At 65.9% G+C, this 15,827-nt stretch carries 14 protein-coding genes; 8 read left to right on the top strand and 6 right to left on the bottom strand.

Translation table 11 applies throughout. From position 1 onward, the window contains the following. Nucleotides 1-211: 211 nt before the first annotated feature. Entirely contained in the window at nucleotides 212-916 is a 705-nt protein-coding gene (locus NN2_RS13890) for a hypothetical protein (RefSeq protein ID WP_155525623.1), read from the top strand. Nucleotides 917-1,609: 693 nt separating this feature from the next. Continuing rightward, nucleotides 1,610-2,263, top strand: coding sequence for a TetR/AcrR family transcriptional regulator (locus NN2_RS36270; protein ID WP_082856982.1), 654 nt, complete (start codon nucleotides 1,610-1,612; stop codon nucleotides 2,261-2,263). A gap of 60 nt (nucleotides 2,264-2,323) precedes the next feature. On the opposite strand, the gene NN2_RS36265 is transcribed toward NN2_RS36270, so the two are convergent. The 3 genes from NN2_RS36265 to NN2_RS13875 form a co-directional block, all read right to left on the bottom strand. Beyond that, the gene (locus NN2_RS36265; protein WP_169812408.1) at nucleotides 2,324-2,785 is read right to left on the bottom strand and encodes an aminoacyl-tRNA deacylase; all 462 of its coding nucleotides are present in this window, start codon (nucleotides 2,783-2,785) and stop codon (nucleotides 2,324-2,326) included. Nucleotides 2,786-3,402: 617 nt separating this feature from the next. Continuing rightward, on the bottom strand, nucleotides 3,403-4,062 hold the full coding sequence (locus NN2_RS13885) for a DUF6875 domain-containing protein (protein WP_063013716.1): 660 nt from the start codon (nucleotides 4,060-4,062) through the stop codon (nucleotides 3,403-3,405). A gap of 463 nt (nucleotides 4,063-4,525) precedes the next feature. Further along, the gene (locus tag NN2_RS13875; RefSeq protein WP_155525622.1) at nucleotides 4,526-4,822 is read right to left on the bottom strand and encodes a helix-turn-helix domain-containing protein; all 297 of its coding nucleotides are present in this window, start codon (nucleotides 4,820-4,822) and stop codon (nucleotides 4,526-4,528) included. Between the two features lie 65 nt (nucleotides 4,823-4,887). Here NN2_RS13875 and NN2_RS13870 point away from each other — a divergent pair, with 65 nt between their 5' ends. Next, a complete protein-coding gene (locus NN2_RS13870) occupies nucleotides 4,888-5,967 on the top strand; it encodes a hypothetical protein (protein ID WP_218022022.1) in 1,080 nt (359 codons plus the stop codon). 80 nt (nucleotides 5,968-6,047) lie between these two features. Here NN2_RS13870 and NN2_RS13865 read toward each other — a convergent pair whose 3' ends face one another. Next, entirely contained in the window at nucleotides 6,048-6,494 is a 447-nt protein-coding gene (locus NN2_RS13865; protein ID WP_063013708.1) for an ester cyclase, read from the bottom strand. Between the two features lie 87 nt (nucleotides 6,495-6,581). Here NN2_RS13865 and NN2_RS13860 point away from each other — a divergent pair, with 87 nt between their 5' ends. Further along, entirely contained in the window at nucleotides 6,582-7,727 is a 1,146-nt protein-coding gene (locus tag NN2_RS13860) for a helix-turn-helix transcriptional regulator (protein WP_063013706.1), read from the top strand. Here the strand turns inward: NN2_RS13860 and NN2_RS13855 are convergent. After that, nucleotides 7,706-8,395, bottom strand: a complete 690-nt coding sequence (locus tag NN2_RS13855; protein WP_063013846.1) for a DUF899 domain-containing protein — start codon at nucleotides 8,393-8,395, stop codon at nucleotides 7,706-7,708. The genes NN2_RS13860 and NN2_RS13855 overlap by 22 nt on opposite strands. An 87-nt stretch (nucleotides 8,396-8,482) precedes the next feature. Continuing rightward, entirely contained in the window at nucleotides 8,483-9,454 is a 972-nt protein-coding gene (locus NN2_RS13850) for a GlxA family transcriptional regulator (protein ID WP_063013704.1), read from the bottom strand. Nucleotides 9,455-9,493: 39 nt separating this feature from the next. Between NN2_RS13850 and NN2_RS13845 the strand changes: the two genes are divergently transcribed. The 4 genes from NN2_RS13845 to NN2_RS13830 all read left to right on the top strand — a co-directional run bounded on the left by NN2_RS13845 (nucleotide 9,494) and on the right by NN2_RS13830 (nucleotide 15,763). Then, nucleotides 9,494-10,360, top strand: a complete 867-nt coding sequence (locus tag NN2_RS13845) for a dienelactone hydrolase family protein (RefSeq protein WP_245658700.1) — start codon at nucleotides 9,494-9,496, stop codon at nucleotides 10,358-10,360. A gap of 162 nt (nucleotides 10,361-10,522) precedes the next feature. After that, complete coding sequence (locus tag NN2_RS13840; RefSeq protein ID WP_063013702.1) at nucleotides 10,523-13,309, top strand: ABC transporter substrate-binding protein; 2,787 nt, start codon at nucleotides 10,523-10,525, stop codon at nucleotides 13,307-13,309. Between the two features lie 59 nt (nucleotides 13,310-13,368). Continuing rightward, on the top strand, nucleotides 13,369-14,160 hold the full coding sequence (locus NN2_RS13835; protein WP_063013700.1) for a thioesterase family protein: 792 nt from the start codon (nucleotides 13,369-13,371) through the stop codon (nucleotides 14,158-14,160). Nucleotides 14,161-14,257: 97 nt separating this feature from the next. Then, entirely contained in the window at nucleotides 14,258-15,763 is a 1,506-nt protein-coding gene (locus NN2_RS13830) for an alpha/beta fold hydrolase (RefSeq protein ID WP_063910756.1), read from the top strand. The last annotated feature ends 64 nt before the right edge of the window (nucleotides 15,764-15,827 follow it).

The raw sequence follows: 15,827 nt of genomic DNA, 5'->3' as shown, positions 1-15,827 counted from the left end.
GAACCTGTGGTGAAGTTCCCGCGGCACAAGGCTTGAGACTTCAAGTCTCAAATGGAGGAGAATCGTCGTGTCAGATCGGTCTGGTGTAGATGACGAGGGGCACGCGTGGGCAACGGGGACAGGCCGTCAGCGCCGGCGGCTAACAAGGCCCGAACTGCGAGAGCGCCTGCTCGACGTAGCGGTGGACATGCTGCGGGACACTGGATTGACAGTGAGTTTGGCCCATCTCAGCCTAGAGGAACTGATTCGGATTGCAGATGTTCCGCGCAGCTCCGTCCGACGGGTCTGGGCGACTAGCGAGGCGTTCTACCTCGACTTGATGGAGCGAATGATCGAACCCGAGCAGTCACTGGGCGTCGCGTTCGACCAGGACACTCTGGACGTGACCACGGCTGTCGTACTGCGGTATCAGGATAGGCTTGGGACTCCTGGTGGTCGACGAGCCGTGCTTCAAGAAGCAGTGCGGCAAGGTGTCGAACGCAACTTCCACGCGATCGCCGAATCGCTGTCCTGGCGAACGTTCATAGCGCTGGTCGCCACGCTGCCGGCTCTCCAGGCGGAAGATCATGACCGATTGCTTCGAGCCCTGCAGACGGCAGAATCTCATTTCATCGACCGGATGGTGACCTTCTACCAGGAAATGATGTCGATACTCGGTCTTCGCATGAAGGCCGAATTCGACCTGCGCACCTTCGCTACGACGGCATCTTCCTTGATTGAGGGGATGATCGGACGGCGGATCACCAATCCGGCGATCGTCCGGTCGCCGATTTTGCTACCCGGTATCGACGACAAGCCAGTCGAGTGGCATCTCGCCGCAGTCGCTTTTCTCGGCATCCTGGATCTCATGGTTGAAGCCGACCCGGAGTGGACGGCTGCGGAAGAAGTGCAGCTGAAGCCGGCCACCGAGCTGTAAGACCGTCGAACGCTGCGGCTTCCCCTCCTCCTCGTCCCACCGTTCGGCGTAGCTGGGAAGGAAAGCGCCGCGCGAATGAGACTAGGAGTCTCAAGGCTTGTAGTTCACGTGCGGAGTCTGTAGTCTCGCCATCAGCTTCTTTGAGGTGAGCTCGGGCCGAATGGAAGCCTTCAGCCATCGAAGGAGGCTCGCGAATGGCGCACCGCGGACGCTTCGGAGACCCCAAGTCCTACCTTCGACTCGCCAGCGGGGCGAGGTGCCCGACATGGCGGGTGTGTCACCCCAGGCTTGCCGCCCTATCTGCCGGCAACTGGCACCACCGCCGGCGCAAGTTGCTGCTATGCCTTTCGCTTGTATCCCGGCTGCTCTATGCTAGTGTTCGCACACGGAAGGGGTTTAGCATGCCAGCTGACACCACCGAACGCCCTGAGTGGTTTGGGCCGTCCCGGTACCTGGACCACTTCCTCTTTCTGCATGATCTAGTGAATGTGCTAGTCGAGCGAGGCGAGGAGGGGGCGCGCGAGATGTTTGCGCGCACCGCACCCTTCCATCCCGAAATAACTATTGAGACACATATCAGGACGGCGGAAGCAAAGTGTGGCCTGGTATCACAAAGGCCGGCGAGATAGTTATGAATCAGGCCAATCACACAATGCTTCACATGGGTTTGCGTCTAAGGAAGGTGTCGGTGTCATGAAACTTGTGGAGCGAGTTGATGCAGTTCCGCTTGCGACTGCGGAGCTGCTTCTTCGACATGGGGCGCGAAAGGTTCGCACTGCGGCTATTGCAGAGCGCGCTGGCATCACTGAGAGTACACTCTTCCGACAGTACGGCAACCTGGAAAAAGTATGGACAGCCACAGACGCATGGTGCTGGGGGGAAGTCACTAAGCAGGTTGCTCGTGCTTCATTCGGATCACCTCAAATGGATGCTCGCAGAATTCTATTGCAGGACACCGCTGCCATCTGGGAAATGCGAGACGACCCAGATTTGAGAGTTGCTGCGACATGCGCACTACTTTTCATGCGACGTAAGCAAGCATTTGATTTGACTGAGAATTCGAAAGCGCAAGTCGAATTCGAACGCCGTATCGATACTCTGTGTCAGCGTATTGCTCTTGACGATGGACTTTCTCCAGAATGTGGATCGACCGTCGCCCAGCTGATCCTGAATTATATGGCTTCAGTATGGCTCACTTGGGCGACAATGCATTTTGGCTCGGATGACATAACCACAGCCCACGACCTGACGGCCGATGAAGCACAGATGGGTATCGCTGTCTTAGTGTCACATGAATATCTTCGTCGCAGCGGAGCGTCATCTACTGACGTCGACGAAACCACATGAGTACGTTGATCTCTTGCCGCGATGCGGTCGGCTGATCGCTGCCAGCCGACCGCTAGGTCGCTATTCTGAGAGGTCAATTACTATCGCATTGGTTGCTTGGGTCAGATGCGATGGGTCTACTTCTATTTCAACACCCACGGCGCCGCCGCCGACGAGCACGGTCATGTAGCCGAGCAGACCACGGTCGACAACTACGGCCACGTTTGGGCCTAGACCAAACGGCGATACCCCGTGCTTCGGGTAGCCAGTAACGTTTAGCAGATCGTCGGCGTTCGCTAATTCGAGACGTCCACATCCAAGAATATCGGCCGCGTCTTTGAATTTGATTCTTCGATCCATCGGCGCGACAAGAACTGCGTAGGTGCTTCCGGTGTGAGAACGACAGAAAACTGACTTGGTAACTCTGCCTAACTCGTATCCGAGGGATTCCGCGAAGTCATTTGGGGAGCGAATTTTTCGTCCAGCATTCATGTGTGGCCGAATTTGGTGCGGCACTTCGGTGGCGTCGAGATGTTTTTGCACGCGCTCATGTATTATGCTCATAATGAATTTATTGTACAACTATTGAACTTTAACTACCAGCTTTCTCGATGAATGCGTGAGGGCGATAAACGCGATAGTCGGCAGGTACGCTATGTTGACTAGTGGTGTGCGACGTTGAAATGCTGCTCTCTACGGAAGACGAGCCTTAGATAATAGTTTCCGTGAGAGGCGACGGGCGCTTGTTCGTGATCAGAGGTGCGGGCTTTACGCCGGGCCGAAGTGTGAGGGGTTCAAGGCAGAGGTGACTGGCCCAGTGCCGGCGCTTCCGACGTCCTTCGGCAATTCGCCAAGCTTTGTTCGATCGCTGCGAAGCGGCTCCCTCGACTTGTCAGTCTGAATCTCATGACAAGGGATGGTGGTTCGGCACGTTTATCGAGGCGACGTATGCCGCCCGACTTCCGTCGTGCCAAAATGATGCACCTCGAATGATACCGGACGACGCAACATCGGTGTCGGGTGCAAGGCGTCGTCTCGACGTCCAGTCACGGGTGTCCCTGCATGAGGAAACGAGGACGGGCCCGGAGTTGCGACTATCGCATACTCCAGGCCCGAGGCCACGCTGAGGGTGTCGATGCCCCCTGCTCGACTTCCGTGAGTTAGGCGGCGGTAACGCGTCGGATGATATCGATCCGTACCCGGGAGGGGATGTCCGGCGCGAACTGCGAGAAGTACACGCGCATCCACTCCTCGTTGCCGCACAGGAACGGATAATCGGAACTGACCATGTACCGGATGGCGAGCATCGGCAACGGAGCGTCCAGCGGCTTGAATGCGGCATTCCACAGGCCCTCTTGGGGACAACCGGGATAGAACTGTCCGACCATAAGTCCGGACCGGATGAAGAGATTTTTGTACTCCAACTGCACGCTGTCGATGGCCTGAAAGTCTGTGACCTCGGGAAGTATGAGCACGACGGTCTTGAATACCACCTCGGGCCCCTTCTCGGGCGGCAGGCCAGGGAAGATTCGCGCCACCTCCGTAAGGATTTCGCCCATCGCATCGCGGTCGATGGCCGCGCCGCGGACGAACGATACGAGGAACAGGTCTTTGCTGATCGAGGGGCCGGTGAACGGGCACACGGGCCCGTTTCTGCCCAGGTCTGGATGAGCCTTACTCAGCCAATTGCGCGCCCATGACCTCACGGTTTCGAACTCTTGTTCGGTCGCAGTGTCCGGTTTCGGATCGGACAGGCGGGAGAGTGTGATCGGCTCCCGGGGCATGGTCACCACATCCTCAGTTCGGGTGAGCGCCAGCACTGGCTCTCACTGTTGGTGTTGGTCGCCGCGCGGCGTCGAGCGACTATTCAGAAGTCTAGCGTGCACATCGTGTTATGCAAGTGGTCACTTCGACGGATGACTGTGGTGTGTATGTCGAACGGGAGCGCGCCGCTGCGGGGGCCTCACTCGTCGATCACCGACGACCACGGTCGGCTTTCGTCGGTCCCGCGTTGGGGTGCCGCGAGCGACGAGGTTTCGCAGACGCCGCTGCGGGAGTTCCCGAGCTTGGTGGCGACCGAGCAGAGGGAGCGGCCGTTGGCGTAGCTTGACCTAAGGCGTCTAGCGGCGAAACGTGGCCGACGAATCTGTGAAGGTGGCTGGCGGTCTGGTCCGATCGCGGTAACCGTCATCTCCACGCAGCCCGCATTTCAACTCCCCGCGTCAGCAATACCTCTCGCACTGTGCTGAACGAGCTGTTTAGACGTTGAACAGTCTCGCGATTTCAATGCCGCTGCCCACCCCGCGGACGGATGGTCACACCGGCCTCCCGCAGCAGCTTGGTCACGGTCCGCTTGGCCATGTGGTGTTCGGTCCTCAGCTGAACCAATGATGCGCCGGCCTCGTACTTCGCGACGATCTCTGCCCGTTCGGTCGCGGTGACGTGCTTCTTGCGGATCGCTCTCGGCGGCGCGGCCGGTGCTTGGAGCACTGGTTGGTTATTGCTCTCGGCGTGTTGCGATGTCAGGACCAGGCGTTCCAGTAGGTGTGCTTGTTTCGAGTAGTTTCCTGCGAGGTCCACCACAGGCCCCTCACCTGAGCCCCAGGTGAGGGGCCTTTTTCATGCACGAGGGTAGAACTGAGGTCGTGACGCGGTATGCATACGACGCGGGGGCCGGCGCACTTGTCGCGACGTGGGGAACCGGTGGGGGAGACGTGGCCGAGACCATCGCGCCCCTGTCGCGGACGGTCGAACCCGAGGTCGCGCTCGCGCTGGCGGCGGCGCTGACGAAACTGTCGGAGTATCAGTGGCGCACCTACACGCATCCGGCGTCGGCGGCGGGGGATCCGGAGGTGCCGAACAGTGTGGCGTGGCATCGGGCCGAGGAGCGCAATCGGTTCCGTGAGGTGGAGGCGGCTGTCCGGGAACCGAATCTGCCGGACGAGGACGGGATGATGGCGGTGTCCTACAGCGTGGTCGAGGAGGCGGCGCATCGGATCGGGCGGGTGGCGCATCTGATCGGCGATGCGACGCTGGTGGACGCGCTGGTCGCCGAGGTGCGGACCGAACAGGCGGCGATCGAGGCCGCGGAACTGGGCGATCTGTCCGGGCGAGCCCGGCAGGCGGTGGAGTTGTCGCGGGCGGACATCTCGCCGGTGCAGGTGCACGCGGCCGATGCGCTGCTGTATGCCGACCCGCTCGCCTCCCTCGACCGGTTCACCGATATCGACCCGGCCGCCGCCGCGGTGGCCGCCGCGCGCTGGCTGTACCTCGCCGCTGAGGTCGCTTCCGAGGCCGCCGAGGTGCATCCGGTGCACGTGGTCGCGGAGGCCGACAATCTGGAGGCGCTGCAGGTGGAGACGCCGACTTTGGTGCTGGAGCGGTTGTGTGCGGGCGAGAGCCCGACCGCCGTGGTGGTCGACCTGATCGCCGACGCGCTCGCCGCCGCCGAGGGCCGGGTGCGCAACCCGGTCCGGATCGTCGAGGCCGCCGAGGCGATCGAAAGGCGCTTGCGCGGAGAGGAACTCGACGAGGAGGGCCTGACCGCGCTCACCGACGAATTCCGGATCTCCTGCCTCGATCCGGGCCGTCCGGCCGTCGATCTGCTGGAGGATTTGCTGGACGCGATCCGCGGCTGCCGACTGCTGTACTGCGAGGAATACGAGTCGGGGTTCGAGGACGCGGTGCGGGCCGAGGCCGACGATCAGCGCCCGCCGGTGCTGTAGTCCCGTCGGGCATCGCCACAGCGGCCCCTCACCGTGCATCGCAGGTGAGGGGCATTCCGATGCGGACGAGGGTGGCGGCGTCAGCCGAGAATTCCCAGCTGCTGCAGGTGGGTTACGTCGTCACGAACGCCCCAGTGCTCGACGACGCGCCCGTGCTGGTCGAACCGCATCCAATGCATCTGGCGGAACCGGAACGTTCGGCCGGTGGGGGCATTGCCCATGAACTCGCCGACATGGGTTCCGCTGTACCAATTGCGTCCGACGACCACGTCGCCCGCTGCGGTGAAATCCTCGAATTCGGTTCGGCCATCGGGAAATGCGGACCGCAGCATCGACACCAATGCCTTGACGGGCGCGGTGCCGTGGCGGTGAGCCTCGGGGGCGGTGTGGTTGACCATGTTCGGATCGAAGAGCTCGTCGATCAACTCGAGTCGTCCCTCGTCGAAGATTTCGCCGTAGATGCGTCGCATCGCGGCGATGTTGCGTTGCTCGATGGTGCCGGCCGTTGCCGTGTCTTCTGTTGCCATGTCTCGATCGTGCGATCCGAACGAGTGGCACGGCCATCCCTACTTCCTGGGATTCTGCGGTGCCCGGGGGGACGCTACCGTTGCTCCGTGGGTGAAACACGGCTGGCGCGGGAAGTGGTGCGCCTGAGCCACCAGGGACTCGGGCTCGACGAGCTTCGCTACGCGCTCGATGCGGCAGTGGGCCGCGTGGTGTCGTGGGATATGGCGGCCTGGTCGACGACAGACCCCGCCACGCTGTTGTTCACCAGCTGCGTGGTCAGCGGACGGGAGGAGGACCCGCGGACCGAGGCGGCCCTGTTCGACAGCGAGTTCCGTGTCCCGGACATCAATACGTTCGGGGCGCTGGCGGCCGCGTCTCCACCGGTCGCGACGTTGTACGCGGCGACGGGCGGTGAACTGCGGCGCTCGCCGCGATGGCGCACGGTGCTCGCGCCGCTCGGCGTGATCGACGAGATCCGGGCGGCGTTTCTCGACGGTGGGAGCTGCTGGGGAACGCTGGTCGGATACCGGACCCACGGAAATCCGTTCGGACCCGATGATGTTCGGGCGATCGCGCAGGTTGCGCCACTGATCGCAGACGGCTTGCGCCGCGCGATGCTGCACACCGCGGTGGACCGTGCGATCGACGAGGTGGCCGGCCCCGGTATCGCGATCGTCGATCCGGAGGGCACACTCGGCGACGTCACCCCGGCGGCCCAGCGCTGGCTTGCGGAAATCGCCGAACCAGGGGCGGTTCCCAGCGTTTTCCGCTCCATCGCCGCGGCCGCTCGATCGGCGGCCGCCGGATTGTGCGAGCGCCCCGCGCACGCGCGATTACCCCGACGCGGCGGCGGCTGGATTCTGGTGCACGGATCGGTGCTCGCCGGTTCGGGCCAGATCGCGGTGATCGTGGAGAGCGCCGCGGAAAACCACCTCTCCGACGTCCTGGTCCGCGCCTACGGCCTGACGTCGAGGGAGCGCGAAATCACGGAGCTGGTGCTCAGGGGCGCGTCGACGGACGCGATAGCCCGGCAACTGTTCATCTCGGCGTACACCGTCCAGGACCACGTGAAGTCGATCCTCGCGAAGTCGAACATCCGCAGTCGGCGGGATCTCGTCGCGACGTTCTACGGACGCCACTACGCGCCGCTGACTACGGCCGGCGCGATTCCGAGCCCGTACGGGTGGTACTTACCGACGGAGCCGGGTACGGAATCGGAGGCTCGTTCCGCTCAGGCGCCGGGCTCGCCGTAGGCCGCCGCGATCTCCTTCGATCCACTCCACCGGCTGTAGGTGGGCGACTGCGGCCATCCCTCGGGTGAGTCCTGCCATTCCTCCTGGCGGCCGTAGGGCAGCAGGTCGATCAGGGCGAAGGTGTAGCCGAGCTGTTCGGTGCCGCGGCCGTCGGTGTGCCAGGTGCGGTAGACGGTATCGCCGTCGCGCAGGAAGACGTTGACCGCGAAGCCGCCGCCGGGAGGTGCGCCGACGTCCGCGCCGAAGGAGCTGTTCGCGGTGGAGTACCAGCTCATCGTGTTGCCGACGCGTCGCTTGTAGGCCAGCGCCTCGTCGATCGGCCCCTGGGTGACGATGACGAAGGCGGCGTCCCAGTTGTCCAGGAACTCCAATCGGGTGAATTGCGAGGTGAATCCGGTGCAACCGGGGCATTGCCAGGTTTCGCCGGGAAACCACATGTGGTTGTAGACGATCAGCTGCGACTTGCCGTCGAAGACGTCCGCCAGCCGGACCGGTCCGTTCTCGCTCTCGAGGGTGTAGTCGGGCATCCGCACCATCGGCAGGCGGCGGCGCGCCGCGGCGATCGCGTCCAATTCCCGGGTCGCGGCCTTCTCCCGCCTTCGCAGCGTGTCGAGTTCACGCTGCCAGGTCTCGGCGTCGACGACGGGTGGCAGTGCTGTGGTGCTCATGGGTCCTCCCTGACCGTTCTCCCGGATTGCGAGCTGTAGATACAGACGCGATGCCGCGCCGGAACTCATCGGTCGCGGCCCGTCGATTCACGAGCGGGTGCGGCGGAAGGTGGTGCGATAGTCCCCGGGGCGCTGACCGGTGTGTTCGGCGAACAGGGCGGCGAAGGTGCCCGCATCCCGGTAGCCGACGGCGCCGCAGATATCTGTGACGGTGCGGTCGGTGGTTTCGAGCAGGTGCCGGGCGCGGCGCACGCGTGCGGACTGCAGATAGTCGAGCGGGCTGCGCCCGGTCTCGTCGGCGAAGCGCCGCAGCAGAGTGCGAGTGCTCACGTGGAACGCGCTCGCCAGTGCGGTGAGGTCGTAGCGGGCGGTGAGATTGCGGTCGAGGTGACGCATCACCTTGCGGGAGAACGTATTTCCGGGCTGTGGCAGCAGCCGCGCGTCGACATACGGGGTCTGCGACGAGCGAGCGTCGTCGACGAGGGCGATCCGCGCGGTGGTCCGCGCGACCCGCGCGCCGCTGTGACGTGCGATGAGGTCCAGTGCGAAGTCGTACATGGCGCTGAAGGCAGCCGTCGTCGTCACACCGCGGTCGGTGACGACGAGTCGATCGGGCCGGATATCGGCCTCGGGGCACTGCTGCGCGAGTTCGTCGGCGAACAGCCAGGCCGTGGTCGCCTTCCGGTCCGCGAGCAGCCCGGCCCGGGCGAGCAGGAACGCGCCCACACAGATCGATACGACGGCTCCGCCCGCGGCGGCATGGGCGCGGATCGCCGCGATCTCGGCGGTGAGCGGTGGCAGCCGGGCATCCGGGTCGAGACCCGGAACGAGTTCGAAGCCCGGCACCACGAGGATATCGACCTCGCGCAACGGCGAAACCGACAGTGCCACACCGCCCGACGCCACCACCCGGCGCCGCGGCGAGATCACGGTCACCTCGTAACCGGCGCGATCAGGACCGGCGACATGCGCGGCCATCGTCAGCAGATCGGGAATCCCGAACACCTCGGAGGCGAAGCAGCCCGGATACGCCAGCACTCCCACTCGATACGCGCTCACGACCCGCCTCCTCGTCCGATGGCGAGATTACCCTCGAACATGGCGATCCCGCCGATCGCCTTCCCGCCGATTCCGGCCGAGGCTGACCACATGGATACCGACGACAACCCGATCGCCGCTTTCGCGCCCCGCCTGGTCGACGTGGACGGGGTGAGCAAGACCGTCTACACGGCCGGATCCGGCCCGGCCGTGGTGGTGATGCCGGAGATGCCGGGCATCAGCCCCGACGTCCTCCGGCTCGCGCGCTGGATCCGCGACGCGGGGTTCACCGTCTACCTCCCCTCGCTGTTCGGCGTCGACGGCGCCTATCCCACGGCCGAGGAGGGCGCCGAAGTAGTCCGCCGCGCGTGTGTGAGTGCCGAATTCCGCGCGTTCGCGGGCGGCGGCACGAGTCCTGTCACCCGATGGCTGCGCGGGCTCGCGCGGATGGCCCACGACGAATGCGGCGGTCCGGGAGTCGGCGCGCTCGGCCTGTGTTTCACCGGCAATTTCGCGCTCACCATGACGCTCGAACCGTCGGTCGTCGCCCCGGTGGTGAATCATCCTTCGCTGCCGTTGGACGATCCCGCCGGCATCGAGGTGAGCGACGAGGACGCGGCCGCGATCCGCGACCGCATCCAGCGCGACGGTCTGACGGTCCTGGCCTACCGTTTCGACAACGACCGCTGGTGCACCGGCCGTCGCTTCGCCGCCTACCGGGCGCTGCTCGGCGACGCCTTCGACGGCCGCGTGCTGCCGGGCGAATCCGCCAACCCCGCCCCGCCGCCGTTCTTCCGCGACGTGGTCCAGACCCCGCACAGCATCGTCACCGCGCATTTCGTCGACGAGCAGGGCCACCCCACCCGCACGGCCCGCGACGAAATTCTCGAGTTCCTCAGCGCACGCCTGCATACCTCGGCGGAGTAGCGCCGCGACCGCGGGCGTACCTTCCGGCCGCCCTCCCCGGTAGCCGACCGCCGGCCGGCATCGGCGCGTTCCGGCGAGGCCTGCCGATGTGGGCGTAGTTGAGTACAGTCCCGGGTACTCGAAAGGCGACGGGGAGCGCAGACGCTGCGGAGGGGGCGACGCATGCCGGATGTACGAGGCGACGTTCGCAGGATCCAGAATCTGCTGCGCCGGGTGACGGTGCCCGACGAGCGACCGCGGGTGCTGCCGGTGCTGTTCCGCTACCGCAAGACCAGGCGAACGCCGCCGCCGATCGTCTGCCTGATCAGCAGCGCCGCACCGCTTTCCGCGGATGGCCTGCTGCGGCGCTGTGGTGACTGGCTGGCCTCCCCGGGCAGCCGCCGCGCGGTTCCGCGTGCGGTGGTGCAGATTCCGAAACTCGAGCCGTCCACGCCGGACCACCCACCGGAGGGCCCAGACGAGCTGGATCCGCGTTTCCTGGCCCTGCTGCAGGAGCTCTACAAGTGCTTCTCCAGTGACGACACGGCCATGGGGCCCATACCCTTTCCGCGCTACCGCACTGCCGATTGGCTCATGCGGCAACGGCTCGAGGGGGCCGCGACCGAGGCGTCGGCGCAATTGCGCGAGCGGTTGCCGGAACTGCTGCGCCGTGGGCCGGCCGCCGAGCATTCGACCACGGCACTCGGCGCCATCGGAGGGACCGTCTCCCGGGTGCTGACGGTGGTGCTGTCGATGTGGCCGATCGTGCGGTTGTGGCTGTTCGTGAGTTCGCATGTGCCGGGGTTGTCGCCGGTGAGCTATTGGTTCATGCACCAGCGCTATCTGACGCCACGGCTGTCGAACAGTTTCGTCGGATTCGGGGTGCGTCTCGCCGAGCCGATGCGCCGCCGGGAGAACAACGAGCAGATCGCGAAGTTGCTGGTCAACGCCTTTCTGGAAGATCTGCGCGTCGCTTATCGCCGGAGGCTGTGGCGTCCGTCGAGCTGGCGTCGCACCGCATATCCGGTGGCGCTGCTCGATGGCGTCGAACCGGGGGACAGCGCTACCGGCCTGATGCGCTACGTCAACGAGATCCGCAACGAGACCGGGCTTTTCGATCCGCTCGCGCTGATCTCGCGCATCGAGGATTCCGTCGAGCACCCGCACCTGCACTTCGAATCGCTGGACTCTCGCGATGATCCGCTGAGCTCCTGGCAGGCCGATATCGATGGGCGCCGTCGCCGCCGCCGCACGGACAGCTGGTATCTCAGCCTGCCCCTACCGGATTCGCTGTCCGGCACGCTCGAACCGTTCGAGCACGCCGAGCTGGCGCAGCCGCCGGCGCCGCCGTGGGCGGCGCGACGGTCGGTGGTCACCGTGATCGCCCTGCTTCCCGTTGCCGCCCTGGTAGCCGCGACGGTCACGGCCGTCCAGCCTCGCATCGCCGTCGGATGCACCGCGTGGCCGTGGCACGCGGGTGTCGATGTCGTGGTCCGCGGAACCGAATGCATCGGGCTGAGTGCCGGTGCCGCACAGGTTTTCGCCGACGACGAGGAACTCGTCGAGATGGAGCGCGAGGTGTTCCGCCAGAACACCGTGGCCGCGCGGTTGCGCCACGACAATCCCCGCCGTCCGCTCGTCACCCTGATCTACTTCGCCGGGATGACCTACACCGACCGCAACGTGCGCTACCCCCACGCCCAGGCCGAGGAACTGGCGGGCCTGGCGGTTCAGCAGCGGCGGGCGAACAAGCAGAACGGCGAGTCCGAACCGCTGCTGCGCATCGTGATCGCGAACGGCGGATCGACCATGCGATACGCGACCTGGGTGGTCGAGCACCAGATCAGCCGGCTGGTGCGATCGGATCCGACCGTGGTCGGTGTGATCGGACTCGACCGGAGCACGGCCGAAACCCGCAGAGCCATCGCGCGTTTGGGTGAGCTGGGGGTTCCCACGATGGCGACCACCCTGTCGGCCGACGGGCTCGACGCCGTGTCGCCCACCTACTTCCAACCCGTCCCCGACAACCACGCCCAGGCCGAACTCGTCGCGGAGTACGCCGCGGGCGCGAGGAATGCGGACGGCACCCGCCGCTACGACAAGGTGACGGTCTACGCACCGACGGATCGCGACGACATCTACGTGCGGACTCTGGCCGACGACCTCGAAGCGGTACTGGCGCAGCGACATATGCTCGGCGACGTCTACACGTGGTCCGAACAGCAGCAGATCTACGGTCTGCCGCTGCCGTGCGCACCGGCGGACCCCGACGCGCCGCGGACGCTGTTGTTCTTCGCCGGCCGCAATCCGGATTTCGGGCCGTTCGTCAACGTGGCCGCTCAACACTGTGGTGACGCCCCGCCGCCGATCCTGGCCAACGACACCGCGACCCGCGCGGTGTCGGACAAGCTGGTGCAGAATGCCGCGCCGATCGGATTTCCGGTCCGATACGTCGCCAAGGGGGTACCGGCGCTGCTGGCGGGCAGCAATTGCGTGCGCGACGGCGCGCCGGACCGCATGGAGCACGCGGGCCTGAGCCTGCGCAGCCTGTGCGCGGAGCTGACGCAGTTGCGGCGCGACCTGCCGCATTTTCACGAGAGCTGGCCCGGCGACCGCACCGGAATCACCTTCGACGTCGCCGAACTGTTCCTCCGGGCCGTGCAGCGTAATCGGTCCCGGCCGGAGCGGTCGGCCGCGGACGGCGCGATCGACCGCGCGGCCATCGGCCTGGAACTGCGGCGTCCCGATCTCGACGCCGACACGATCACCGGCAAGCTGCGTTTCGACGGCCCGGGCGGAATCGCGACTGGCGCCTCGATCGGCGTGCTCGTCACCTCGGATCTGAACGATCCCGACCTGCCGCCGAAATGCCTGGTGATGTATCCGATCGCACCCGAGCGCCGCACACCCACCGGCTGTCCCGCCGGCACCGAGAGTGACGGCGAGAAGTGGGAACAACCCACGGGCTGAGGCACCGCGCCGGTCAGGGCGAGCAGGGCGGTGCCGGGCCGGTGCGGTAATAAGGATCCATGGAGGCCTTCTATCGACCCGATCCCTCGGATCCCGTGCTGTTCCACTCCACCGAGCTGACCCGGGGTCCGTGGTCGCCGGACGCGCAGCATGCGGGGCCGCCGTCGGCGCTGCTCGGGCATGTGATCGAGCGCTGTGAGCCGCGGCCCGGTTTCCGGGTCGGGCGGGTGGCGGTCGAGATTCTCGGGCCGGTCCCGATCGCGCCGCTGCGGGCCGAGGCGCGGGTGGTGCGGCCGGGGCGCAGCGTGGAGTTGATCGAGGCCACCGTCGCCACCGACCGTGGACCGGTGTTGAAGGCGAACGCGTGGCGGCTGCGGGTGGCCGATCCGGAGGTCGAGGTGCCGCCGGATGCGGTGGCGGCCGGCGCGTATCCCGGGCCGGACACCGTGGCACAGAGTGGGGAGTTCCCCAGCAATCAGCCCGTCGGATTCCACACCGGAATCGACTACCGCTTCGTCGCCGGCTCCTTCCAGCAGCCGGGTCCGGCGGTCTGCTGGATCAAGCTGCGCTATCCGATCGTCGCCGGAACCACTCCCAGTCCCCTGGAGCGGACTCTCGCGGCGGCCGATTCCGGTAACGGCGTGAGCGCGGTATTGGATTGGGAGCGTTACCTTTTCATCAATACCGACCTCACCGTCACGCTGCATCGTGAACCGGTGGGGGAGTGGGTCTGCCTGGATGCGGTGACCTATCCGGAACGCAGTGGCATCGGGATGGCCGAATCCCGGCTCTACGACGAGAAGGGTCCGGTCGGCCGCAGCACCCAGACTCTGCTGATCGGCGACCGGTAGGCGGGCGCCGGATTCTTCCCGCCACGGGCGACCCCGAATCCCTCGGCTACCGTGGCGACGTGGACGAGTGTGGCGCTCGCAGGGCCGGAACCTGTTGATGTCGAGGGTGTTTCGCTGGACGGCGGCCGTGCTGGCGGTGGCGGCCGTGCTCGTCACCTCCGGTGCGGCGGTTCCGTCGCCCGTCACGGGCATGGACCGCTTCTACCGCCAGCGGGCCAACTGGAAGCCGTGTGGTCTCGACACCTTGGACGCGGTCGGCGGTTCCTGCGCGGCAGTGCGGGTCCCGCTGGACTACGCCGACCCCGACGGCCGGACCCTGAACATCGCGATATCCCGGGTGCCGGCGACCGATCCGGACCGCAGGCGTGGCGTCCTGCTGGCCGATCCCGGCGGGCCCGGGGCCTCGGGGCTGGACACGATCGATCTGCTGGGAGACGTTCTGGCGCCGGAGGTTCGGGCGCACTACGACCTGATCGGCATGGATCCACGCGGTGTCGGGCGGTCCGGCGGCGGCCGGAGCTGCGGCTGGCCGATCGGTGAGATGATTCGTTCCGCCGGGGTCGGGCTGGACGGATTCCTGGCCGACACCGCTCGCGCCGCGCGTCTGGCGATGGCTTGTCTGGCAGGCGATTCCGCCGCGCTGCGGCAGGTGACGACCCGCAACACGGCTCGCGATATGGAGGTGATCCGGCGCGTCCTCGGGGAACCGGCGCTGAGCTATTACGGCGTCTCCTACGGCACCTATCTGGGTGCGGTGTTCGCGCAGATGTTTCCGCGGTCGGTCGATCGCATGGTGCTCGACAGTGCGATCGATCCGGACCGGTACTGGACCGGGATGGTGCGTGACTGGGGCGCCGCCGACGAGGCGGCACTCGACGACTGGGCCGGATGGGCCGCCCGGCACGATCCGGACTATCACTTCGGTACGACGGCGGCGCAGGTCCGCGCCACCGTCCAACAGCTGGTGAACGACCTCGCTCGTCGGCCGGTCACGGTGAACGGCTTCGCCGTCGACGATCATTGGCTGCCGTTCCTCCTGCACAACCTGCTGGGCAACTTCCGGCTGAACGGGAAGGCCGCCGACACCGTCGCCGAGTTGCGGGCCGCGGTGAGCGGAACGCCCGTCACCGACCACACACCCTGGCTGGCGGATACGCTGGATACCCTTCGGCACTACGAGGATTCGGCACTGGCGTTCGTCGCCTGCGGTGACGATGCCGCGCCCGCCGATCCGGCGCGATACTGGTCGGAGATCGAGGAACGTCGCGCCACACAGCCGATATTCGGCGCACTGGCGGCGAACATTCAACCCTGCGCCTTCTGGCCCCCGCCCGTGGAAAGCGCTACCACGGTGCGGAATTCGGTTCCGGCGCTCATCGTGCAGGCGACCGGTGATCCGCGCACGCCGTACGATCACGCCCTCGCCCTGCATCGTGATCTGAGCTCGTCCCGCCTCGTCACACTGGCGAACGTGCGGATTCACATGACTTTTCGTCCCGGCCTCAGTCGCTGCGTCGGCGCGGCCATCAACGGGTACTTCGCCGACGGGGTATTGCCGGCGGCCGATGTGGTGTGCGCGCCCGACACCGAAGCGGAGCCGTAACGCCCTGGCCTGAGGTCCACCTCGCTCGAGTGGTCGCCCGGACGCGGAAAGGCCCGGCTTCCGC

The organism is Nocardia nova NBRC 15556 (assembly GCF_001613005.1).
GTDB lineage: Bacteria > Actinomycetota > Actinomycetes > Mycobacteriales > Mycobacteriaceae > Nocardia > Nocardia nova.
Note: the sequence above shows the minus strand (reverse complement) of the source record. Positions and strands in the feature narration are given on the sequence as shown.